General features: G+C 51.1%; 24 protein-coding genes. 14 read left to right on the forward strand and 10 right to left on the reverse strand.

The annotated features are described in order from the left end of the window. Window positions 1–113 precede the first annotated feature (113 nt). From ABD843_RS00655 to ABD843_RS00665, 3 genes are all read left to right on the forward strand, one after another. Window positions 114–1,874, forward strand: a complete 1,761-nt coding sequence (locus ABD843_RS00655) for a T9SS type A sorting domain-containing protein (RefSeq protein WP_345076950.1) — start codon at window positions 114–116, stop codon at window positions 1,872–1,874. 59 nt (window positions 1,875–1,933) lie between these two features. Then, entirely contained in the window at window positions 1,934–3,889 is a 1,956-nt protein-coding gene (locus tag ABD843_RS00660) for a T9SS type A sorting domain-containing protein (protein WP_345076953.1), read from the forward strand. Between the two features lie 150 nt (window positions 3,890–4,039). Continuing rightward, window positions 4,040–6,481, forward strand: a complete 2,442-nt coding sequence (locus ABD843_RS00665; protein ID WP_345076956.1) for an Ig-like domain-containing protein — start codon at window positions 4,040–4,042, stop codon at window positions 6,479–6,481. A gap of 91 nt (window positions 6,482–6,572) precedes the next feature. Here the strand turns inward: ABD843_RS00665 and ABD843_RS00670 are convergent, their stop codons facing one another. After that, window positions 6,573–7,841 (reverse strand): replication-associated recombination protein A, encoded by a 1,269-nt coding sequence (locus ABD843_RS00670; RefSeq protein ID WP_345076959.1) that lies wholly within the window; start codon window positions 7,839–7,841, stop codon window positions 6,573–6,575. Window positions 7,842–7,891: 50 nt separating this feature from the next. Between ABD843_RS00670 and ABD843_RS00675 the strand changes: the two genes are divergently transcribed. Next, the gene (locus ABD843_RS00675; RefSeq protein ID WP_345076962.1) at window positions 7,892–8,500 is read left to right on the forward strand and encodes a hypothetical protein; all 609 of its coding nucleotides are present in this window, start codon (window positions 7,892–7,894) and stop codon (window positions 8,498–8,500) included. A gap of 30 nt (window positions 8,501–8,530) precedes the next feature. On the opposite strand, the gene ABD843_RS00680 is transcribed toward ABD843_RS00675, so the two are convergent. Then, entirely contained in the window at window positions 8,531–8,998 is a 468-nt protein-coding gene (locus ABD843_RS00680; protein ID WP_345076965.1) for a hypothetical protein, read from the reverse strand. A gap of 393 nt (window positions 8,999–9,391) precedes the next feature. Between ABD843_RS00680 and ABD843_RS00685 the strand changes: the two genes are divergently transcribed. The 3 genes from ABD843_RS00685 (at window position 9,392) to ABD843_RS00695 (ending at window position 10,992) form a co-directional block, all read left to right on the forward strand. Continuing rightward, window positions 9,392–10,255 (forward strand): T9SS type A sorting domain-containing protein, encoded by an 864-nt coding sequence (locus ABD843_RS00685; RefSeq protein WP_345076967.1) that lies wholly within the window; start codon window positions 9,392–9,394, stop codon window positions 10,253–10,255. Between the two features lie 112 nt (window positions 10,256–10,367). Next, window positions 10,368–10,544, forward strand: a complete 177-nt coding sequence (locus ABD843_RS00690; protein WP_345076970.1) for a hypothetical protein — start codon at window positions 10,368–10,370, stop codon at window positions 10,542–10,544. A 49-nt stretch (window positions 10,545–10,593) separates the two neighbouring features. Continuing rightward, a complete protein-coding gene (locus ABD843_RS00695) occupies window positions 10,594–10,992 on the forward strand; it encodes a VOC family protein (RefSeq protein WP_345076973.1) in 399 nt (132 codons plus the stop codon). A gap of 40 nt (window positions 10,993–11,032) precedes the next feature. Here the strand turns inward: ABD843_RS00695 and ABD843_RS00700 are convergent, their stop codons facing one another. The 6 genes from ABD843_RS00700 to ABD843_RS00725 form a co-directional block, all read right to left on the reverse strand. Beyond that, on the reverse strand, window positions 11,033–11,647 hold the full coding sequence (locus ABD843_RS00700) for a hypothetical protein (protein WP_345076976.1): 615 nt from the start codon (window positions 11,645–11,647) through the stop codon (window positions 11,033–11,035). Window positions 11,648–11,666: 19 nt separating this feature from the next. Beyond that, window positions 11,667–12,932, reverse strand: a complete 1,266-nt coding sequence (locus tag ABD843_RS00705) for a 3-deoxy-D-manno-octulosonic acid transferase (RefSeq protein WP_345076979.1) — start codon at window positions 12,930–12,932, stop codon at window positions 11,667–11,669. Between the two features lie 41 nt (window positions 12,933–12,973). Then, window positions 12,974–13,387: a Holliday junction resolvase RuvX gene (gene ruvX, locus ABD843_RS00710; protein WP_345076982.1), complete on the reverse strand. Its 414-nt coding sequence runs from the start codon at window positions 13,385–13,387 to the stop codon at window positions 12,974–12,976. 147 nt (window positions 13,388–13,534) lie between these two features. After that, complete coding sequence (locus ABD843_RS00715; RefSeq protein ID WP_345076985.1) at window positions 13,535–13,993, reverse strand: hypothetical protein; 459 nt, start codon at window positions 13,991–13,993, stop codon at window positions 13,535–13,537. 74 nt (window positions 13,994–14,067) lie between these two features. Continuing rightward, window positions 14,068–14,493, reverse strand: coding sequence for a DUF1801 domain-containing protein (locus ABD843_RS00720; RefSeq protein ID WP_345076988.1), 426 nt, complete (start codon window positions 14,491–14,493; stop codon window positions 14,068–14,070). A gap of 150 nt (window positions 14,494–14,643) precedes the next feature. Beyond that, a complete protein-coding gene (locus ABD843_RS00725; protein WP_345076991.1) occupies window positions 14,644–16,266 on the reverse strand; it encodes a DUF4139 domain-containing protein in 1,623 nt (540 codons plus the stop codon). A gap of 148 nt (window positions 16,267–16,414) precedes the next feature. Here ABD843_RS00725 and ABD843_RS00730 point away from each other — a divergent pair, with 148 nt between their 5' ends. From ABD843_RS00730 to ABD843_RS00760, 7 genes are all read left to right on the forward strand, one after another. Then, a complete protein-coding gene (locus tag ABD843_RS00730) occupies window positions 16,415–17,041 on the forward strand; it encodes a TetR/AcrR family transcriptional regulator (protein WP_345076994.1) in 627 nt (208 codons plus the stop codon). 78 nt (window positions 17,042–17,119) lie between these two features. Then, complete coding sequence (locus ABD843_RS00735) at window positions 17,120–18,436, forward strand: TolC family protein (protein WP_345076997.1); 1,317 nt, start codon at window positions 17,120–17,122, stop codon at window positions 18,434–18,436. A gap of 1 nt (window position 18,437) precedes the next feature. Next, on the forward strand, window positions 18,438–19,538 hold the full coding sequence (locus ABD843_RS00740; RefSeq protein ID WP_345077000.1) for an efflux RND transporter periplasmic adaptor subunit: 1,101 nt from the start codon (window positions 18,438–18,440) through the stop codon (window positions 19,536–19,538). 7 nt (window positions 19,539–19,545) lie between these two features. Next, the gene (locus ABD843_RS00745; protein ID WP_345077003.1) at window positions 19,546–20,790 is read left to right on the forward strand and encodes an ABC transporter permease; all 1,245 of its coding nucleotides are present in this window, start codon (window positions 19,546–19,548) and stop codon (window positions 20,788–20,790) included. Beyond that, entirely contained in the window at window positions 20,790–21,479 is a 690-nt protein-coding gene (locus tag ABD843_RS00750; protein WP_345077006.1) for an ABC transporter ATP-binding protein, read from the forward strand. The genes ABD843_RS00745 and ABD843_RS00750 overlap by 1 nt, the downstream gene beginning before the upstream one ends. Before the next feature lie 49 nt (window positions 21,480–21,528). Further along, complete coding sequence (gene dapF / locus ABD843_RS00755; RefSeq protein WP_345077009.1) at window positions 21,529–22,308, forward strand: diaminopimelate epimerase; 780 nt, start codon at window positions 21,529–21,531, stop codon at window positions 22,306–22,308. Window positions 22,309–22,320: 12 nt separating this feature from the next. Then, the gene (locus ABD843_RS00760) at window positions 22,321–23,373 is read left to right on the forward strand and encodes an NAD(P)/FAD-dependent oxidoreductase (protein WP_345077012.1); all 1,053 of its coding nucleotides are present in this window, start codon (window positions 22,321–22,323) and stop codon (window positions 23,371–23,373) included. Here ABD843_RS00760 and ABD843_RS00765 read toward each other — a convergent pair whose 3' ends face one another. Together ABD843_RS00765 and ABD843_RS00770 are read right to left on the reverse strand one after the other, a co-directional pair. Further along, on the reverse strand, window positions 23,374–24,018 hold the full coding sequence (locus ABD843_RS00765) for a nucleotidyl transferase AbiEii/AbiGii toxin family protein (RefSeq protein WP_345077014.1): 645 nt from the start codon (window positions 24,016–24,018) through the stop codon (window positions 23,374–23,376). It lies immediately after the preceding gene. Then, window positions 23,973–24,290 carry a DUF6922 domain-containing protein gene (locus tag ABD843_RS00770; RefSeq protein WP_345077017.1) on the reverse strand — a complete coding sequence of 106 codons (318 nt, stop codon included), beginning with the start codon at window positions 24,288–24,290 and terminating at the stop codon, window positions 23,973–23,975. Before ABD843_RS00770 ends, ABD843_RS00765 begins: the two co-directional genes overlap by 46 nt. Between the last annotated feature and the right edge of the window lie 101 nt (window positions 24,291–24,391).

The following is a 24,391-nucleotide window of genomic DNA, read 5'->3' on the forward strand; positions in this document are numbered from 1 at the left end:
ATTGCCGAATTGTAATTATATTAACTTTTAGCAGTATTGTTCTTATCACATAAGAGCATTCGCTGAAAATATGTTCATTCGGTAATGACCTGCATCAAACCACTCTTTTTTGTATGAAAAAAAGTATACTTCTATCTACTGCGGTCCTGCTTTCCCTGGCAGCATCTGCGCAAAACACGGTGTATGTCTACGCCAGCGGCCCTACAGGTTCGTTCACTACCGGCAACTCTACCAACACCACCCGCAACGATAACAACATCGTTACCTCTAATACCCCGGGTACGCGCGGATATGCTGTGTTCGACCTTACTACTATGCCGGCCACAGCTATTGTGAACAATGTAGATCTGTTCTACAATATGGCCGTGGTAAGCCCCGGCGGCGGTTTTGGCTGGAATACGCGTGGCTATACCGGCGACCTGTCCACCATCACGGCCGCAGGCGCGCTATATACTACCATGGGCCTTGCCCCCACCATATGGACCACCGCCTACCCTACTACCCCGGGCAATTATTCTTTCGCATCCATACCTGCGGCGGTCACCTTCATCGATACCAATATAGGTCGCAAGGTATCTTTTATATGGAACACCAATTCCAGCAGAACATATACTATCACCGGCGAAAGCGGCACTACCACCAGAACAGGTACCCATGCTCCCTACCTCGCCATCACCTACAACTGTGCCGATATCACATCTATATCGGCCGGAGGGCCGGCGGTAGCACCCTGTCCTAATACTGCATTCGCACTCTCGGGCACTGCTACAGGCTCTATAGCCAGCTATCTGTGGAATGGCCCTTCCGGCTTCACCTCCACTATGGCCAACCCTACTGTGAGCAGCGGTCTCCCTGCTACAGGCGGTTATACGCTTACCGTTACCGATGTAAATGGCTGTACGGCAAGGGCGTTCACAACTGTGAACGTGACCCCTGCGCCCTCATCGGCTGTCAGTGCTCTTACAGCGGTGGCATTCTGCGATGGTGGCAGCGCTACCCTCAGCGCAGTGATGCCCGGTATGGACTACCAGTGGTACGATGGCGGCACTGCCATTGCCGGCGCTACCGACCAGACGTATGAGACCTTCGGCTCGGGCGAATACACGGTAGAGGTGAGCGATCCTGCTACTACCTGCTCATCCATATCTTCGACGCCTGCACGCACAGTTATGCTGTCCAACCCCGATGTGACCCCTGCCGATTCTGTCCTTCTCTGTACAGGTAGCGTAGGTACCCTTACCGTCAATACCAATGGTGTTACCACGGGTATCACTTTCCAGTGGCAAAAAAATGGTGCCAATATCCCCGGTGCAGGCGGAGCCAGCTACACGGTATCGGAATCCGGCATATACCATTGTGTGCTCAATGTGCCTGCCAATAGCTGCAACACCACATCTAAAGATGTGAAGGTAGTGGTGAACGAGTATCCCATTCCTACTGTCAGCTACTCGGGCGCTATGCTCAGTACTCCGGCTATCTACTCACACTACCAGTGGTTCCTCAATACCGTGGCCATACCCGGCGCTACCAATGCCACTTATGCACCCACTGCCAATGGCAGCTACCGCGTGCGTGTTACCGATGCCGCCGGTTGCATAGCTTACTCTACAGGTTATTCTGTCAATACGGTGTCTGTCGCCAATATCACCGGCAGCGATATCAGCCTCTACCCCAACCCCGTTAGCAATGTGCTGAAGATAGCTGCTACAGGTACGGTAAAGGCCGTTGTGAGCACTATAGAGGGTAAGGTACTGCTTTCACAGGATGCTGCTGTTTCCATAGACTTTTCCTCATTCCCTTCAGGTATGTACATTGTCACTATATATAGTGCCGACGGACAACGCAGGCTGATAGAGAAAGTGACCAAACAATAAAAGCATCAAAAGGAAAATATTTCATTTGTCATCCCATAACATTCACTGTTTATAATAATATGAAAAAGATACAGGCCCTCGTTCTAGCTTGTAGTATCGGCATGGCCGCTCAGGCCCAGATAACAGCCATAAGCCCTACCGGTGTCGGTGGTTTCGAATCCGGTACCGATCTCTCTTCTAACGGCTGGACGGAGATCAACCCGGGTACTGTGGCCAACCAATGGGTGGTCAACAATGCAGCTCCTGCCTACGCAGGCGCCCGCGGCGCTCACGTCAGCAACGATGGTACCGCATACGCATACACCACCACTGTGGCCCGCACTTGCCACTTCATGCGCGATGTGGTGATACCTGCCGGTGCAGATGTGATAACACTTTCCTTTTATTGGAAAGGTATGGGCCAGGTAGGTTTCGACCGCCTGCTGGTATATACCACTACCCCGGCCATAGTACCTGCTCCCAATGTTCCGGTGTCGCCTGCCACAGGTATAGGCGGCGCTACCCTGGTATGGCAGCAGTCTGCTACGGCTGCCGCCTATACACTGGCCACTGTGAGCCTGCCAAATACACTGGCAGGTACCACGGTACGTCTCCTGTTCACATGGCAGAACGATGCCACTGGCGGTACTTCGCCCGGTGCGGCCATAGACAACATATCGCTTACATATGTGTGCGGCACACCTGCCCCCATCACCGGCAATGCGCCTGTATGTATCGGCAATAGCGTATCTGTCGGTAATGCGTTCTCTGGCGGCACATGGGCAAGCGGCAATACTGCTGTAGCCACTGTATCACCCACAGGGGTGATAACAGGCGTAGCGGCCGGTACAACACTTATCACCTATACTTCTGGCTCCTGTGTCAGCAATGCGGTGGTATCAGTTAGCCCTTTCCCTGCCGCCATCACCGGTCGCGATACCGTATGTGTAGGCAGTACTACAGCATTTGCCAATTCTGTTATGGGCGGTACATGGAGCAGCAACTACCCTGTGGTAGCGTCTGTGCTCACTACATCGGGTGTCATTACAGGTCATATCGCTGGCGCCTCTACCATTACATACACTATGCCCGGTGGCTGCTATATCACCGATACCGTTAACGTTGTCAGCAATCCCGGCGCTATCACTGGTGGTATGTCCATATGCCCCGGTACTACTACCACACTCAGTTGTGCTCCATCAGGTGGTAAATGGCACAGCCTGAACCCCGGTAGTGCCTCTGTCAACCTTAACTCCGGCATGGTCACAGGCATCGCTGCCGATACCGCTGTTATAAGGTATACCACACCTGCGGGCTGTTCTTCTTTCGCTACTGTTACTATCAATCCGCTGCCTGCTCCCATCATAGTGCGCAACATCAGGTGCGCACAGGGCCTGGATACGGCATACAATGCTACACCGGGTGGTGTGTGGAGCTCGCTCACCCCTTCCCTGCTTACCATCAGTACCCTCACCGGCGAGTTCACGCCTACGGGTGTGGCCGGTACAGGTACCATCAGGTATACCCTGGGTACAGGGTGTAGTACCACAAAGAGCGTTACATTCAACCCCTTGCCCGCCATTACCGTTTATTTCGACGGCTTCTCTAATACCCTGTATACCGACACCCCATATGTTCATTACCAGTGGTATCACAACATATTCGGCAAGGTCGTAGGTGCCAACACCTTCAAGACGGCAGGCCTTTTCAATGGTTCTTATTATGTTGAAGTGACCGATACCAATGGCTGCGTAGGAAGGTCGGCCATGTTCGCATACAATACCGACATGAGCGCCGGCATTATAGCAGGTGCAGGCTCGGTACAGGTATATCCTAATCCCGCTACCGATGTGCTCCATATAAATGCCGCCGTTCCGGTAGATGCTGTTATCACCGCCATGGATGGCAAAGTGCTCATGAGCACTAAGAACGCCCGCAGTATGAATGTGAGCCAGTTGCCTTCGGGCCTCTACATGCTCACCGTTTACGATGCCGAGGGCAGAAAACTGGCCATAGAGCGATTTGTGCGCCGGTAATGGGCGCAAAGTGACAGAACAGAGATACCGCGTAAGCTGTATTTTACTAACTTTATACTACCGAACAACGCCTTATCAAATAGCTAGCAGTTATACCTGCGATACTCAGAACTGGTAACCGTATTTTTTGAACAACTTATTGATAGCTGAATGAAGAAGTTATTCTTTTTGTTTATAACCTGCTTTTTAGGCCTTACCGTATCGGCGCAAACATATTCGCCCTCGGCGGTCACTTCCTTTACCGGTGCCAATACCTATTGTGTAGGCGCTGCCATCACTACCCCGCTGGTAGTGAACTACAATACCTGTGCCGGTGGTGCAGGTGCGCCAACCGGTGTTACCTGTACCGTTAACTGGTATTACAATACCACCAATAGCACTGCCATACCCGGCGCTACACTGGTAAGCGGCCCCAATATAGTTACCTGCGCGGCTGCGGCTACAGGGTCTATCTCTTATACCCCCAGCACAGCGTCACTGCCTGTTGGCGGAGATTACTACTTTTTCTGTGTCATTTCCTGGACAGGCGGTGTGGGTGCATGCCCCGCCACTGGTTCCATTACTACCAGCACTACGCAGCTCATACGCGTACAGCCGGCTCCCATCACCCCTACTGCTCCCGTACTCAATGTTTGCGTAGGTTCTACACTTCCGCTGTCGAACCCCATGGGCGGTGGTAACTGGAGCAGCTTCAACCCTGCTGTTGTGAGTGTCAATGCCAGCGGTGTTGCTACAGGTGTTTCGGCAGGCGGTTCGTTCATCACCTATACTATAGGTTCCTGCTATGTTACCGCATATGTATATGCCAATGACACTCCTTCTACCATCACTACATCCAGCAACTTTACCCCTTGCGAGGCTACTACGCTCACGCTGAATAGTACTCCCGCCAGCGGCACATGGACATCTAACAATACTTCTGTTGCCAACATCAATATATCATCGGGCGTTGTCAACACAGGTTCTGCTGGTACAGCACGCATCACATATACCAATTCTGCCACCGGCTGTTTTGTTACCCGTGTGCTCACTGTCATAGCCAACCCTCCTGCTATAACAGGCACAACGGGTGTTTGTATCACCAACAATACTACCCTTAGCAACCTTTCTCCCGGTGCATGGAGCAGTAGTAACCCTACAGTTGCATCCATCACTTCGGGCACGGGTGTTGTTACCGGCAACAACCAGGGTACTGCTATCATTACCTTCACAGCATCGTCCAATAACTGCCGTGTTTACACCACAGTTACAGTAGGTCTGCCTCCCAACCCCATTACCGGCCCCAATACGGTATGTGCCGGTAGCAACATCACACTGGCCAATACCATATCGGGTGGTGCATGGAGCAGCCAGTCGGCTGCCGTTGCCACGGTCAATGTATCTACCGGCGTAGTAACAGGTGTTACCAATGCCACGGTCAATATCAGCTACACCACACCCGGCTGTACTGCCGTGTTCAAGAACATCACTGTCAATCCCCTGCCCGGCACCATACTTGGTGTGCTCACTACCTGCTATGGCCAGTCCACATCGCTTACCAGCACAGTATCGGGCGGTACATGGTATAGCGATATTCCCACTATAGCATCTGTAGATAGCGTTTCCGGTGTTGTCAGCGGTCACTCTATGGGTTCTACCATTATCACTTACAAGGTAGGTTCCGGCTGTATGACCATGGCCAATGTCACCGTTAACCCGCTTGCGCCCATCGTTGGTCCCGATAGTGTTTGTGTTGGCTCTAAGATCCTCCTTACCGATATCGTAGGTGGCGGTACCTGGATCAGCAGCAACCCTGCCATAGCATCTATCGATCCCGCTTCCGGTGTTGTTACCGGCCTCATCAATGGTATCACATTCATAGGTTATACACTGCCTACGGGTTGTGCCAGTACTTTCTTCCTCAATGTTATTCCACCACTGCCTCCTATAGCAGGCCCTATGGAAGTATGTAGCGGCTCTACTGCAGTACTGTCCAACGGTGTGGGCGGTGGCCGCTGGGGCACCAGCAATATGTATGTGGCCGAGATAGACAGTGTTACAGGTGGTATCATAGGCCGCTTCCCCGATACTGCCACTATCACTTACACAAGGTTCGGTTGCATCACCAAGACCCATGTCACCGTTAACCCGCTGCCTGTCGTTACCCTTACATACGACTGGCTGATAGCCAAGCTCAGCACCCTGCCAGTATATGCATCATACCAGTGGTACGATAGCACCGTTGGCGCCATACCCGGTGCTACTACCAATACGCTCATACTACCTAATGTAAAGGAAAGCTACTACCTGCGTGCTACCGACTTCAAGGGCTGTGCCAACAATTCCGAATGGTTCCGTTTCCCTCTTGGCATGCGCGAGACCGATATGGCCGCTCAGTGCAAGATATTCCCTAATCCCGCTACCGCTATTGTACACATAGATGCGCCCATCAGGGTAAAGGCTGTTATCAGCACTATAGAAGGTAAGGCCGTATCTGTAACACCCGATGCCAGGGAAGTGAACGTGAGCAACCTGCCACCCGGCTTCTACCTTATAGGTCTGTATGATGACAGCGGACAACTGATAGTAATGCAAAGACTCACCAAAGAATAAACATTATACTTTCAAGCCAAGAGAGGCTGCACCTTAGGGTACAGCCTCTCTTGCTTTTGTGGGCGATCCTTTATCGCCCAACGGTCATTTGCTAATATCCATACTTCTCCTTCCAGCAATGGCGCAGGTATTCGCGTATACGCGCTTCCGATGCATTGTTGCCCGGGTCGTAGAGCTTGGTACCTTTTACGGCATCGGGCAGAAATTCCTGGTCTACGAAATTGCCGGGGAAATCGTGGGCATACTGGTAGTTCTTGCCATAATCTAGCTTCTTCATCAGGCCGGTAGGTGCGTTGCGTATATGCAGCGGCACGGGCAGGTCGCCGGTACGCGTGACCATTGACTGCGCATTGTTTATGGCCATATAGGCCGCATTGCTCTTGGCTGATGATGCCAGGTAGGTGACCGTCTGCGACAGTATGATGCGGCATTCGGGATAGCCTATCATCTCTACCGCCTGGAAACAACTAGTGGCCAGCAGCAGGGCATTGGGATTGGCATTGCCTATGTCTTCGCTGGCCAGTATTATCATGCGCCGGGCTATGAACTTGGGGTCTTCCCCACCCTCTATCATGCGTGCCAGCCAGTATACGGCCGCATTGGGGTCGCTGCCGCGAATGGACTTTATGAATGCCGATATGATATCGTAGTGCTGCTCACCGCTCTTATCATACAGCGCCATCTTGCGCTGCACTATGTCCTGCACCAGCCGGTTGGTGACGGTGGTATCGCCTACCGGCATAGAATCAGCTATTATTTCTGTCAGGTTCAGCAGCTTGCGGGCGTCACCACCACTCAGTTGCAGCAGGGCATCCCACTCTTCTATCACCAGTTGCTTGCTGTGCAGCCATTCATCTTTTTCCATGGCCTGCTGCACCAGCCTTTTCATATGCTCCTCGGTAAGGGGTTGCAGCACATATACCTGGCAGCGGCTAAGTAGGGCGCTTATGACCTCGAAAGATGGGTTTTCTGTGGTAGCGCCTATAAGGGTGATGATGCCCTTCTCTACCGCTCCCAGCAGGCTATCCTGCTGGGCCTTGTTGAACCTGTGTATCTCGTCTATGAACAGTAGCGCATGGCCTGCTTTGCGCGCCTGCTCTATCACTGCCCGCACCTCTTTCACGCCACTATCTATGGCGCTAAGGGTAAAGAAGAGCATATCAAGGGAATGGGCTATGATCTGCGCCAGGGTGGTCTTGCCCACTCCGGGCGGCCCCCAGAAGATGATGGAACGGGCATGCCTGTTGCGCACCATCTGTTCCAGCACTTTGCCGGGGCCCACCAGGTGTTCCTGCCCTACAAGGTCTTGGAGCGACCGTGGCCGCACCCGCTCTGCCAGTGGTATATGGTCGTTGGACATAGTAATAGTATTATGAAGGTTTTAAGTTATTAATGCCTAAATTAGCCGTTATGTTACGAAAGACGCTATTGGCCGTACTGCTGTCGCTGCCTGCATTATCGCAGGCCCAGCAGGATGTCAAAACTACGCAAAATAACCCCCAACCCAATATAGACTACAAGCAGCCGGGAGCGCCCCTGCCGCCCTTTATAGTGATGGCATACAACGATACATCGGCCAAAGGGAAAGAGAACCTGAAGAAGAAAGAACGCAGACGCTCTGCGAAGAATGTGGACTCTACAGGCGGCACCTATACTGTACTAACAGAGAAGGACCTGGACAATGGCGCCAACCTGCTGGTGATGATGTTCAACCCCACATGCCTGCACTGCGAGGATGTGACCTTTATGATGGAGAAGAACATAAGTGACTTCAAGCGATCGAAGGTGGTGCTGGTGGCCAGCAAACCGATGGCCGAGTATCTACCCGACTTTGCGCAGCGCCACCATATAGCCAGCTACCCTGCTATGTATATAGGATGGGATAGCTCCCGTATAATAGATAATGTATACCTGTACCAGGCCCTGCCGCAGATAAATATATACGATGGCAAGCGCAATCTGCTGAAGACCTATACAGGCGAAGTGCCTATAGACACGCTGAGGAAGTATATTGAATAAGGCGGTATATGGTAGTAGCAAAAGGGTCTCCTACCCCTTTGCGCGGTCTTTTACATAGTCGCGTATCTTGTGTACATAGTCCAGGTAGCCGCGCTTCATGCGCAGCCAGAAGAGGCCATATATGATGGCATCCAGCCCCAGGAAGGTGAACATTATCTTCTTATCGCCACCGCTGGTGAATAACAGCACTATAGCGGCCACAAGCAAAAAAATGCAGAAAATGATGATGAGCTGTGGGCCCCCGGCATCAAGCTGGCGTATGCTGGACCGCATGCTTATCCTCTGTCTTCCGTTGTTGCTTTTGAGGTCTACCCATGTGATAGGCAGTGTTTTTATGGATGTGACCTGCTCTGCATGCGGGGCTATACATAATCTTTCCTCCTGCTCGTAGATCTCGAAATCGAGGTTGTGAATGGTAACATGTTTTCCGATGAGCTTTTTCATGAACTCATCCCTGCTTCCGCCAAGGTCGAATTCGTAGGTACGCGTAAAGAACATAGATGATATTGTTTTATGGTGAGGTAGAACGATATATAAATATACACTATTCCATCTGGTAAATCAAAATGATAATGTCAAAAATATTTATAGGTGTCTATACACGGAAATGAGCAAGATTATTTATCATTAGTTAATATTATTGTGTTCTGTAGTAACAAGACGTGCGCATTCATATTTCTGTTAGTTAATGGAAAATATAATTATTATTTACAAACAGAAGGAATGATATGAGGTGGCACAAAATATATATCATCAAATAGAAGTGTGGTACATTTTTTGCTATTAGTAATACGACCTCTATTTGTCATAGTTTTGTTTGCTAGATAAAGGTGTATATATCTATTTTGTCATCACTTAACCAACGATCTAAACCTTAAAAGAACTCAAACAATGAAGAAAAGAACTCTACTTTTTGCTGCCGTAGCAGGCCTTTCTTATGTTACCCTATCGAGCTATGAGGCCGGACCTACAGTTGGCATATCCCCCACTCAAAGGACGGGCGCGAAAGCTAGCTCAACAAGTTGCGCTACGGGCGGATGCCATACGGGTACTACTGCTCCAACTTTGGATATCCGGGTCGACTCTATAGGCGGTGTGGAAGTGACCAAGTTCGTTTCCGGCATGACCTATACCGTGACCGTGACAGGCTCTCATGCTACCAACACCAACTATGGCTTCCAATACACTGCGGTAACTGGTTCGGGTGCATCGCAAACACCCGCAGGTACGCACTCAGGAGTAATGCCTAGCCAAGTGGCAAAACGCACCTTTGATGGCCTTACCATCATAGAACAGACCAGCGCCATAGCCGGTACAGGCACACCAAATACATTCTCTAAAACGTTTACATGGACAGCTCCCACAGTTACCGGCTCGCCCATAGACGTTAAGATGTACCTGACAGTGAACGCCGTGAACAACAACAACAATGCCGATGTGGGTGATGCATCTGCAAATATGTCCATCACACTGCAGCAGCACCCTACACCATCTGCCGTAGGTACTGTGAGCAATGGTATAAGCGTAAAGGCCTACCCCAACCCTGTGACCGACCTGCTGAACATACAGGCCAATGCATATGATACCTACACGATACAGGTATATGACGTAGCAGGCCGCCTGGTGAATGCCGGTAGCAATAATATCATCACCGGTTCTTCTACCATCAACACTGCAAGCTGGGCACCCGGTATGTACAATGTGGTAGTGGCAGGCGAAAATGGCGCTAAGACCATACAGGTGATAAAACAGTAGTCATTATCCTTTATACATCACGAATATGAGGGGCGCTTTATGCGCCCCTCATACATTTAGATGACAGATGATGTGCCGCGGTTCGTCACAATATCGTTTCTTTGCAGCCGGTATGAACTGGAGAATAATAGCCGGCCTTGTATTGCTGATAGTGGGCATAAGGGTGATGTACATAGCCATCAATGCCAGCGGTGGCAAGGCATGGAGCGTGGGGTTTGGTGGCGCCATATGGATAACAGTAGGTACCTTCCTGATAGTGAAGGCCATGATAAGCAAACCGCAGAATTAGTGATAAGGAAAAGAGGAGCGCTGAAATTATATTTCTTAACTTCACATCTATGATATTCACCAACGCTATCAGCTGGTTCGAGATCCCTGCCAGCGATATAGAAAGGGCTCAGCGCTTTTATGAGGCTATCTTCGATATAAAGATGATACCTCTTGATTTCCCCAACCTGCAAATGCGGATGTTCCCCATCAACAACCCTATGAACATAGGTGGCGCACTGGTGCATAATGCGGATTTCTACAAGCCATCGGCCACCGAGGGACCAATGATATACCTGAACGCCAACCCCGATGTGCAAACCATACTGGACAGGATACCCGCTGCCGGTGGTACCATACTGGTACCTAAGACAGAGATATCGCCCGATCATGGGTACATGGCCGTGTTCATAGATAGCGAGGGCAATCGTATGGCCCTGCACGCTATACCACCCGGCATGGCACAGTAAGCGGTATCAGTATCGGGTAAATGGCTTATGTCACTGGTGATCACCAGTCGTTCTTTGGGCGTTTCTCTATGCCCTCGGCTATGCGCGCATTACAAAAAGCCTCGAATACTTCTATATCTATACCGGATGTGTCGGAGACCTCTACCTGGTACAGCTTGTTGTCGGTACAGTCTATGGACAATATGCCATACCGTAGCAGTACGCGCTCCACGTCCTGCCATGGTATAGACCGCCTGCGCGATGTGACAGGCATACGCAGCCCGCCCTCATCTATGCGTATGTATAACTGCTGCCCGGCGCCACGCTCCCAGAAAATAGAGAACGCTATAGCAGCCGATAGAACACTGAATATACCAATAGGGAATTTCCACTGCTCTATGAGTGAAAGCGTGAGCATGGACAGCGATATGAGCAGCTCTATTACGCGAAAGGCAACATTCACATACCTGCTTGTTACCCATTTATTGCGCCCCACGGTGAGGGCTGCCATAAGCAGGCCGGCGAGCAGCAAGGCAAGGCCCCAATAGGTGATCTGGAAATTGTAAACGTATATAATAGCTCCTGTGCCTATGAATGCAAGGCTGCAGAACAGGTGCAGTGCTGTGACCTGCTGCGGCTTTACCTTGTCGCCCCTAATGGGCAGATCGAATACCATGGTGCAAAAATAAGCTAAACTATGAGGAAAGCCAGCCGGAGGCCGCCACCTGGGCACATATGCGGTCGGCAGCGCCGGTATTCTCTTTCATAAAGCGCGATACGGTATCGTGTATCTGCAGGCGGCGGGTATCATCTGTGGCGAGCTGGTGAAATATCGCCCGGGCGGCTGTGGCATCAGCCACGGGGAAGGCGCCGCCTATCTCTACCAGCCGCACAGCCTCCACGAATTTTTCATAGACAGGCCCCATCACCACCGGCAGACCAAAGATAGCAGGCTCTAATGTGTTGTGTATGCCGCCGCGTGCAAAGCCACCACCTACATAGGCCAGGTGGCCATAGGCATAAAGGCTGGATAGCATACCTATATTGTCTATGATAAGTATGCGCTTTTGGTACAGGGATGCATCTGCTGCCAATGCCGAATAGAGCGCACATTCGCCTGCAAAAAGCTCTTGTACCTGCCGTATGTGTGCGGCGTCTATCTCGTGCGGGGCTATTATCAGCTTCCAGCCGGTGGGGAGTGCAGGCAGGGCGTCTTTTATCAGCTTTTCATCATCGGGCCAGGTACTGCCCGCCACCAGCACTTTGCTATCGCCCCTGAAGCGCTCTGCCTCGGCTATGGGACGCAGGCGTTGCGCTATGGCCGTCACCCTGTCGTATCGCGTATCGCCCGATATGGAAACATTGTCTTTGATGCCTATACCGGCCAGAAGCGCTGCCGATGCCGCATCCTGTACATGAATGTGGCTGAAACAACGCAGCATACCGCGGAAGAAGCCGCCATATCCTTTGAAGAAGGACTGCTGCTGCCTGAATGCCGCCGATACCAGCAGCAGTGGTATGCCCCTGCGGTTTACCTCGTGCAGGTAATAATGCCAGAATTCGTACTTCACAAAGATGACCAGCTCGGGGTCTACGGCAGCCACAAAATGGCGGGCTGCTGCCGGGCCATCCATAGGCAGGTACAGGATGTGATGCACACCTGTATAGCCACGGCAGGCCTCGTAGCCCGATGGGGAGAAGAACGTAAGCACCACCTCGTATGCCGGATACCGCTGGCTTAGCAGTTCTATGAGCGGCCTGCCCTGCTCGAACTCGCCGAGCGATGAGCAGTGTATCCATATACGCTTTTTGCCGGGGGCGAGGGCTTTTTGTAGTTCCTGCTGCCAATTGCGGCGGCCTGCTACCCATTTGCGGGCCTTATCGCTGTAGAGGGCCGCGACCCTGATACCAAGGCCATACAAGGCAAGCGACAAGCGGTAGAGGAATACGGCGGCCATCATTCTGTTCGAGAGGGCAAAAATAATGGTTATCGCGTCAAAAGTCAGGGGCGGTGCTGCAGGTACTCCTGCAGCATCATAACTGCGCTCACTACATCTATCAATTCTTTTCGTTCGCGGTCGGTCTTGCGGAGGCCCATACCCGATATCTCTCGCGAAGCCATTTTCGATGTCATGCGCTCATCTATCTTCTCTACAGGCATTTGCGGGAAAACGTTCCCGAACTTGACAATGAACTTTTCTACTATGGGCGTAGCATGTGTAGGTGTATCGTCGAGGTTGAGGGGGTAACCTACTATCACTTTTTCCACCTTTTCGGTGGCCATGTACTTTTTGAGGTAGCCAATGAGCTCGCCTGTATCTACTGTATCGAGACCTGTGGCTATTATCTGCAACTCGTCGGTAACGGCTATGCCGGTACGTTTTTTACCTATATCGAGTGCTAGTATGCGGGCCAAGCGAGTAGTTAGTAGTTAGTCTAAAGTAGAAAGTCTAAAGTAGAAAGTAGTAGGTCTAAAGTAGAAAGTAGTAGGTCGTGGTGGTGCTATTGGGGGATATGGTAAGGAGCCGCTCTTGCGGCGGCTCCTTATAAGATAGTTGCGGTACTACTGCCGCTGGGCGGTGAAGGTGCCGCCTGTAATGGCCGTACCATCGGTACAGGTGAAGTTGAAGGTACCTTTTATCTCGGTAGCAGAAACATCGGTGATGGTAACAGAACCGCTGCTGGTGGTCTTGGCAACACTACCCGTAGACACTATATACTGCGCGAAATGGGAACCGGCAGTGATGGCGCCGAAATTGAATGTGCCTGTAGAGCCGCTCCAGTTCACAACTGAAATATTGATCTGAGGCGGACCGGTAACACCACCTGTAGTACTGCTGCCGGTAATAGCGAGGTTGGAGGAGACAACACCGGCGAGACATATAGTGCCTTCGAACGCGGTGCCACCCACCGTGGCCATCATAGGGAATGAGGGTGATGCGCTGCTGGAGGATGAGCAGGAAGAGAACAGCGATAATGCTGTGATGAAAAGTGCCGCAAGGGCCAAAGAGAACTTCTTCATGTAGGTATATTTTTTTTGGTCTACCATCAAAGTTAATAAAGGTTGTGATAACAGCAAGATGTCTGTACAGGAGATCATTGAGGCAGGGAAAATGCATATCGCATGGCCTCTGCAAGTACATCGATATTTATATCCTTCAGTGTTCTGAACTTGATACAGTAACCCGTAATGCTGGCCTTGCCTATCTTTTCGCCATAGGTGCCGGCCAGGAATTTCTTATCATCTATACCGAGGATATATACCGAGAACCCGGTCTTATTGGCGCTGATGCCTATCCGGAAGAATTCCTTCGTTTTCCCATTGGCGTATCTTATCACCATGAACCCATAGCCTATGGTAGGGTTGGTCACTACCTTGCCTGTTTCATCCACGCCTTCGTCGAACCATTGCCTACATGCGGGCGATACCTGTAGCGCCAGTTCATGCAGCTTTTGCAACTCTTCGCGTTTGGCTTCGGGCTGGCCGGCTATATGCTGCGCTATCTGTTCTTGTACATTCATAAAGAATACTCTGGCGTTTCAAAGCTCGCTTCTTTTCTGATCATCTGCAAACAGAAAAGGTGCATTTCAGACCTTTGTTTGCTTTTGCGCCAGTAAGCGCGAAGGTCTGAAATGCACATTAAAGAGTATGGTCTGCACTTGCCCGGGCGCCTACCGGAGGCCGCTCACCTGCCTGCCTTTGGGGTATTTTACCGTATAGCCAAAGGGCAGGCTCTTGCTTTCGTTAGGCTTCAGCGAGAGGGTCCATTTCAGTATGCCTGTAGCCTCTTCCAGCTCTGCGCTGCCGGTCTCTTTATCCTCTATCACTATATCCTTATCGTTGCTCACGGGCAGCTGGTCCTGTATCACTATGTTCACCACATCTTTACGGGTATTGCGCACGCTTATGGTATATGCGAATGTCTCGCGCACATTAGAGCCTATGTTCTTCACACTGCGCAGTTTTTTATCTTGCTCGCGGCGCACTACTATCTTCTTGTCCCTGCCCAGCGAGAAGGTGAGGGTATCAGTAGTATTGCGCACATCTATATAGCCCTGGCCCACATAGGTACCCTCGTAGTATATGTTGGTCTGGCCGGGTATTATGTTCAGGTCTTCCCAGTTGGTCACCTGTGCCTGCAGGAAGGCATCCTTATCCAGCCTTGGTACCGCATAGTAGCGGTAGGTAGCGGGCACGTCGTACTTCTTTATGGCCACTATATGCTGCTTGCCATCGTTCATTATGGTATAGGGCAGGTCTATATCGAAAGAAGTATTGATACCGGAGTTATCAACGGCCACATATTCGTTCATGGTGCTCGGTTTCCATGCCATATCTTTACCTGCTTCCTTGTCTTCATATGTTTCCGTTCTCGGAGCGGCACCCACGGCATAAGTATTTAACAAGGCTTCTTTTGACTTATACCCGACCGCCGGGTGGTAGAATGACAAGTACCATGGAGCTATGACAGGGGCATCAGCGCCCTGGTTGGGGTCTCCGGTAGAGAGGGTGAGGCGTACATTATCCCACTTCACACCGCTGTTCTGGTATACATTGGCCTTGTAAAAGAGGTTGGCAGGTTTAGAGATATCTTCTACCCTTATATCGTATGTGGGCGACCAGCCTGCATTGGGCACCGTATAAGTGATGGTGACATCGTTGGCTATAGCATCTTTTGCATAGAACTTCACCAATAGCTGGCCACCGGGTTGGTAACCTTTCTTGTTCTCCTCATCCAGTTGCTTGCGCAGCCGGGCAATGTATTCGTCCATCTTCTTCTGCTGTTCTTCCTGCTTGTGCTTCTGGTTCAGGTAGCCCTCCATACGCGTATTTACAAGGTCCAGCATCTTGGTAAGTTCCGCTACCGACAGCCCCGTGTTCTCCCCGCCCACTTTGCGGTTGGCCTGCAATACGGCTACCTGTTCGGTTATGGTAGTTATGCGGTCGGTCACCAGGCTGCGGGCATTGCTTACTATATCTATGCTATCCTTTATCTCCCTGGCGCGGGGCGACAGAACTTCTGACACCAGGTAATTGTTCTGGAACACGGCCGACTCTACCACTACCCCATTGCCTGCATTCACAGACAGGCTCTGGGTATTGATATCGCCTGCCACGTTGGTGAACAGGAACTCGTTCTCGCCCTTCTGCAGGCGCACCTTGGCCGTGCTGGTGAGCTGCGCACCGTGCAGAAATACTGTGGCCTGCTCTATATTTAGTTTTTGCTGCTGCTGTGCATATGTGCCTGTAGCTGTTGCTACCAATGCGGCAATGATAATGCTGCGTTTATGCATGTGTTTTGTTTTTTGATGTAAAAGACGGCAATGAACGTGCCAGTCCATAACAAGGCGTTATAAAATTATGTTAAGCCTGAATTTTATTTTGATCATTTGATTGAAATCATTGTTTAGATCAAGGGAAGGATAGTAACTTTGCTGTGCAATGGCAGCAAAAAAAGAAAATAAGGCCGTAGAAAAGAACGCCTCTACCGAAGAGAAGATAAAGGATGCTGCCAAGCGGGTATTTACCCAAAAAGGATATGCAGCGACCCGTACGCGCGATATAGCCGAGGAGTCGGGGTACAACCTGTCGCTTATCAATTACTATTTCCGCAGTAAGGAAAAGCTGTTCGACATAATAATGATGGAACAGCTACAGATGTTCATACACAGTGTTACCGACCTGCTAGACGACCACAATACCACCCTGCAGGAAAAAATAACACAGATAGTTGCGCACTATATAGATATGCTGAAGAAGAACCCGGGAGTGCCATTCTTTGTGATGAACGAGGTGAACACAGCTCCCGAGAAACTGGTGGCACGCATAAAGCTGCAGCGAAACGACCTGTATATAGTGAAACAGTGGATGGAGTTCGTAAAGAGCAGGCCACAGACAGCTCTGAACCCGGCACATATATTTCTGAACCTGTTGGGCATGACGGTATTTCCCTTTGTAGCAGCGCCTATGATAAGCCTGCGCCTGGGGCTCGACCAGCAACAGTTCGATGCACTGATGGACGAACGCAAGAAGCTGATACCTATGTGGGTGGCAGAAATGATGAATTAGGAATTGGGAATTGGGAATTGGGATCTGGAATTTGGGTTTTGGAATTTGATACCTGGGATTTAGAAAACACTATACGATATGTATAAAAGAGTATTTGGGGTATTGGCTATAATGACCGCGGCCTTTGCAGGGTACGGGCAAATGGCGTTCAATACCCTGGAGGAAGTATGGCAGTATGCTGACACACATAATACCGCCATAAAAAATGCCGCCTATGAGGTAAAGAAGGGCGAACGCGAGGTGCAGCGATCGTACCTGGACCTGCTGCCTGATGTGAACGCCAATGCGGCCTATACCGACAACCTGACGATACAGACCACCCTGATACCTGCCGTGATATTCGGCGGGCCGGAAGGTGTGTACCGCCCTGTGCAGTTCGGGCAGAAATATACCTACAATGCGGGTTTTACCGCGCAACTGGACCTGGTGAATGTGCAGACATGGTACAATACCCGTGTGGCCCGCGAGACCAAAGAACTGAACAAGGCCGGGCTGAACAACACCAAAAGGAACACCTACCAGCAGATAGCGGCCCAGTACTATGCCTACCTGCTGAACAAGGAGGCCCTGCGCCTGGCAGCGATCAGTGCGGCAGCGGCCGATTCGGTATATGCGGCGGTGAACAACCGCTTCAACGAGGGGGCCGTGAGCCTGCCCAATATGGATGTGGCCAAGCTGAACAGCGAACGCGCACAGCAGACACTCATAACGGCACGCTACCAGCTATTATCTTCTCTGAACTCGCTGAGGGGCCTGCTGGGGCTATCCGTATCGGACTCTATAAGTATCACACAATCGCTGGGCTCGGTATCGAATACAGTATCGCAGGAGGCCTTCCAGGAAGACCCATCCATAAGGCTGGCCTACCACCAGACATTGCTGAACTATGGCAGGTACCAGACCGCCAATGCCGGCGCCTTCCCTACCATCAGTGTACTGTACAGCAACAATACCCAGCAGTTCGATAATACTTTTCGCCCATTCGATGCTGCGGGGCCGCAATGGTTCCCGGCCACATACTGGTCGCTGCGGGCATCGTGGACGGTATTCAATGGCGGCGACAGGTGGCTGCGGTCACAAAAGGCAAAACTGACCTACCTGCAAAGTAAGGAGGATGAGGAACAGGCCAGGCGGCAGGCAGCTATAAACGACGACAACCTGCGGCTGGACCACCAGAAAACAGTGCTGCTGCTCAATAAGGCCGAGAGTGTAATGAACCTCTCCTACGACAACTACAGGCACATAAGCCTGCGCTACGAGGAAGGCCTGGCATCGCTGGAGGACAGGCTGCGCGCATTCACCGACTACATAAGCTACCAGAATCAGTACCTGAACAGCCTCTCGGAGATGCTGGTACGATCTTATAACATAAAACTCCGCCAACGATCATTCTAAGATGGAACGCACACTAGTATACATTGCCTGCGCGGCGCTGCTCGGCACGGCATCCTGCAAACCGAAGTATGACGAAGTATCGCCCAGGACAGGGCCGGTGACCGAGGCCGTGTTCGCATCGGGCAGCATAGAGCCAAAGGATGCCTATACCCTCACCTCGCTCTCTGACGGCTTCATAGTAAAAGCCTATGTGACCGAAGGAGACCTGGTAAAGGATAAGGAACTGCTCTTTCGCCTGGACAACAGGCAGCAGAACACACAGGTGGCCATAGCCGAGACCAATGTGGAATATGCCCGCATGAACGCGGACGGCAATGCGCCCGCCCTGCAGCAGATACGCGCGCAGATAGATGCCGCAAAGGTAAAACTGGTGGCAGACTCGCTGACGCTGGCCCGCTATGAGCGCCTGTACACCACACGCTCGGTATCGAAACAGGACCTGGACAATGCCGCCGTGGCCTACCAGTCGTCGCTCAGCTCGCTGCGCTCGCTGATGGAGAACTTGCGTGGTACAGCGGACAGGGCAAAACAGGAGTTGGCCAACTCGCGGTCGCAACTGCAGAACGTGAGGGCAGGCAACCAATACTACGACCTTATAGCCATTGGCCCGGGCAGGGTATACCAGGTATTCAAGAAGCAGGGCGACCTGGTGCGCCGTGGCGATAAGGTGGCACAGATAGGCAACCCCGATTCCATCATCATATACCTGGACATAGACGAGGGCAGCATAGGCAAGATAAAAGAGGGCATGCAGGTATTGGTAGAGCTGAACACCGATAAGGGAAAGACCTGGGAAGCAAGCATATCGAAGATATACCCGCACTTCAACGAGCAGACACAGTCTTACCGGGTAGAGGCCCGCTTTGTGAAGGATGTACCGGGCATCATATCGGGCACACAGCTACAGGCCAATATAGTGACCAGCCGCAAGGAGAACGCCCTGCTGATACCTGCCATATACATAAGCGCAGGCAACAAAGTAGTGATAAAGAAAGGAGATAACATGGACACCACCGTCATTACCACCGGCATACGGTCTGATGAGTGGGTAGAGGTACTGAGCGGCGTATCGGCAGGAGACAAACTCGTAAAACTGAAATAGCACCCACATGAAAATAAATGTGAACACCGAGATAGCGCTTACCTATCTTTCATCGCGCAAGAAGCAGACCGTTGTGGCCGCGCTGGGTGTGATGTTCGGAATATCCATGTTCATCTTCATGCAGTCGCTGATGAAGGGCACGAACGACTATTTCGAGAAGATGTCATTTACCAACACCCCTCATATACGCCTGTACAACGAGAACAAGGTGGCCGATAACCATATGCTGCGCGCCTTTCTGCCAGACCCGTCGGAGAAGATACTTACCAACCCCAAGCAGTTGAAAGAATCGCAGGGCCTTACGGATCCTTATGGTATCATAACCCTCATTCGCAGGAACAGAGAAGTAAAGAACGTAACACCGCAGGTAACAGGCAATGTGATATATACCAGCGGCAGCGTAGAGCTGCCCGGCAATGTGGCCGGTGTGCAGATAGAGGAAGAGAACGAAATGTTCGACGTACAGGGCAATATGGTAAGCGGCAACCTGCACGACCTGGACCGCGTACACAACTCCATACTCATAGGCAAGGGCATAGCCGACAAACTGAGTCTGCATGTGGGCGACAACATCACTGTACGATCGGGCAATGGCAATGCATTGGTGATGCGTGTAGTGGGCATCTTCTCTACCACCGTAAAAGCAGTGGATGAGACGAAATCATATGCCAATATATCGGTAGTGCAAAGCCTGATGGGCAAGGACCGTAGCTATGTGACCGAGATAAAAGTGAATGTGAACGACTACAACAATGCACCTGCCGTAGCGCGGGAGATAGAGGCCATAACAGGCTATAAAGCAGAGGATTGGATAAAAGCCAATGAACAACTGAAGGCCGGCTTCAAGATAAGGGCCGTGATATTGAACTCGGTGATAGGTGTGATACTGCTGGTGGCGGGTTTCGGTATCTACAACATACTGAACATGACCATTTATGAGAAGATAAAGGAGATAGCCATACTGAAGGCCCAGGGTTTTGCAGGCCGCGCCGTTACCAGCATATTCCTGCAGCAGGCCATTATGATAGGTGTGATGGGTGGTGTGGTAGGTATCACTTTCGGTTTCCTGCTCACCCTTATGGTATCACGGATATACATAGGCGCCGGTATGCTCAAATACCTGCCCATGTCGTTCTATGTACCACATTATGTAGAGGCATTGTGCTTCGGCATACTTACCACCATAGCAGCGGGGTATTTCCCTGCACGCAAGGCAGCAAAAGTAGACCCTGTAAACATAATACGCGGATAATGAACAATGCAGCATTAGTAGCCAAGGGCATCACCAAATACTTTCACGACCCTGTGACCATGCAGGTGCTGAAAGGTATAGATATGCAGGTAAGCAAGGGTGAGTTCGTATCGATAGTGGGTAAATCGGGTTGTGGCAAGTCTACCCTGCTCTATGTGCTCTCTACCATGGACACCGACTATGAAGGCACCCTGGAGATAAACGGCATCAGAACGACCGGCCTGTCGCAGAACCAATTGGCCCGCATCCGCAACGAGTCTATAGGTTTCGTGTTCCAGTTCCATTACCTGCTGCCCGACTTTACCTGCCTCAAAAATGTGATGATACCCGCCCTGCGCCTGGGCAAGCTGTCATATAAAGAGGCAGAGGAGACCGCCTATGCCAAGCTGAAGATGTTCGGCGTAGAGGAGCAGGCGCTGAAAAAGGCAGGCAAGCTATCGGGCGGGCAGCAGCAGCGTGTGGCCATAGCTCGTGCCCTTGTGAACGACCCCGCTATCATAATGGGCGACGAGCCCACCGGCAACCTTGATTCTAAGAACACCGGCATCGTATTCGACCTTTTCCGCCAGTTGTCGCAAGAGTATAAGCAGACCATCATCACCGTTACCCACGACAATGATTTTGCCCAGCGATCGGACAGGATAATAGAAATGGCCGATGGGGAGATAGTAAGGCATACGGGCGCATAAAGCCCCTGCTGTGCGGAATTGTGCTAATTTTGCGATAGCATTTCCGCACATGACCTTCAGCAAATATCACGGCACAGGCAACGATTTCATCCTTGTAGACAACAGGAATGGCAGCTACAGCTTCATGCAGCCACAGGTGGCAGCCATGTGCCACAGGCGCTTCGGTATAGGTGCAGACGGCCTGATGCTGCTGGAAAATGCCGATGGGTATGACTTCCGTATGGTGTACTACAACGCTGATGGCAATGAGAGCACCATGTGCGGCAATGGCGGCAGGTGCATAGTGGCATACGCCCAAAAGCTGGGCATAATTACAGACAAGGCGCACTTCCTGGCCATAGATGGCCCCCACCATGCTACTATACACACTAATGGAGTAGTGAGCCTGCAAATGCAGGATGTAAAGGAAATGCTGGTGCAGGAAGGGCATACGGTGCTCAATACGGGATCGCCACATTATGTGACCTGGGTAAAGGATGTAAAGAACATAGAGGTATTCACCGAGGGGCGCACCATACGCAACAGGCAGGAATACAGCCCCGGCGGCATAAATGTGAACTTTGTACAGACCAATGGCGACAAGCTGCGGGTGCGCACCTATGAGCGTGGTGTGGAAGACGAGACCATGAGCTGCGGTACGGGTGTCACGGCGGCGGCCATAGCATCTACCTGCCATGGCACGGGCGCTTTCAGCACACATATAGAGACCCCCGGTGGCGACCTTATGGTATCTTTTACTAAAGATACCCCCACCTCTGCCCACGATGTGGTGCTTACAGGCATGGCCACATTCGTATTCGATGGCGAGATACCCGAGCCGACACTATAACACCCCGCTACTATGCATGCAGACCATATCATTGTAGGGCAGGGGCTGTGCGGCACACTATTGTCGCGCCTGCTGGTGCGTGAGGGTAAAAGTGTACTTGTTATAGATGACAGAGACCCGGCGGCAGCCGGGCGCAATGCAGGGGGTATCATCAACCCGGTAACGGGCAAGCGGCTGGTGCGATCGTGGATGATAGATGAACTATTGCCCTTTGCAAGAACCACCTACCGGGCCATAGAGCAGGAATTGCGCATACCCCTGCTTACCGAACTGAGCATACTGGATATGTATCATACCACCGATGAGCGCACCTTGTTCGAAGAACGGCAGCAGAGCGATAATGAATACCTGCATACCTACACGAACGACAAGTGGCAGCAGTATTTCAGCTATCGCTATGGCATAGGCGAGATAGCGCCCTGTATGCTGGTAGACCTGCGTATGCTGATGGATGCCTGGCGGGTGAAGCTGCAAAACACGAACGCTGTACTGGAAGAAAGGTTCGATATAGCGGCGTTGAAGGTGAACGAGGATGGCGTTTCCTATAAAGGCATCAGCGCAGGAAGCATCATTTTCTGCGATGGCGCCGCTTGCGCCGACAACCCATATTTCGATAGGCTGCCGTGGTCGAAAGACAAGGGAGAGGTATTGACAGTATCTATTCCCGGCCTGCCACGGGAACATATATACAAACAGGGCATCAGCATAGTACCGTGGCGCGATGGGCTTTTTTGGGTAGGAGCCTCGCACGACTGGAAGTACACTACCCTTTCCCCTACCCCGGCATTCCGAAAAAGTGTAACAGACCACCTGGACAACTGGCTACGGCTACCGTATGAAGTGGTAGACCATATAGCTGCGCTGCGCCCCGCCAATTTCGACCGCAAACCATTCATAGGCATGCACCCTATACATGAGCGAATAGGCATATTCAATGGCATGGGCGGCAAGGGCTGCTCTATGGCTCCCTACTTCGCACAGCATTTCTGCGACCACCTTGTGGGCCATACCTCTATCATGCCCGATGTGGATGTGAGGAGATATAATAAGATACTGAGCAAATGATCAGCTACCGGGAGGGCCATGAAATGTTCTTTCCGGGTACCGGATCATTTGTGCCAGCCGGGCTTCGATATGTTTCCATGAACAGGCTCGATGTACATAGCTGATGGGTTCATCAAAATTTATATCATTGTGCCAGGCAAGCGCCTTTAATGTCATTACGGCATTTCGAATATTGTATTTCTTTTCATAGGCATCTGTCATATCCTCCAAAGAAAGGTATTGAGACAAGAATGCGATATCTATGAAGTCCTTTAACCTTGTGCCATTCCCTATTATCGCATTCAGCTTCATAGCGGCAATATCTTCAAGGCCGGCCATGCGTACACCATCTACTGAAGCAGCATCCTTAACTAGCGGATATGCGTGCGTTATCAGATCGACCTGTACATTATCTACCTGCCCTTTAATAGTGTTCTTGTCAAGATAGGCCAAGCGCAGGCCGTATTCGCTACCAAGGTACTCGGCGAGCTTATTTTCTTCAAAGGCCGTTATTGAGAACAGGTCTATATCGATACTTATACGATGGCCTATCTGTAACGATAAGGCAGTTCCACCTACAAGGAAGAACTGACCCAGGGCCCTATCCTGCATCAATTTTTTCAGGAGTTCCAGTGTGCCTGGCGAGACCGTTTCAGTTCGTAGCATTTCATTTCAGATAATGGTATATCAAAATATACACTCACAAAATTCATATCCTTATCATTAAGATATGGCAATGTGCGTATTATCTCGGCCATGCCTTCTTTACCGTAAAGATCCAAAGCGGCATACCAGTCATCAGGGAAACCGCGCTCTACCACCCGCTGTACAACTACTTGTCGCATTTTCTGATAGTCGAAAGCCGTAAGGTCATACTCCCATAACAGACCGGGATCGATCCTTGCATCGGGGTGTTCCTTATATCTGTTCAGATTCATGAAGCTGTGTGCCGAATACCATTATAAAGATACGAGATCTGGCCGAGGTATAGGTATACAAGGATGCCTTCATTATCTCCGTTAACCTATTAACTTGTATT

It is taken from the genome of Nemorincola caseinilytica, from assembly GCF_039540515.1.
Taxonomy (GTDB): Bacteria; Bacteroidota; Bacteroidia; order Chitinophagales; family Chitinophagaceae; genus Nemorincola; species Nemorincola caseinilytica.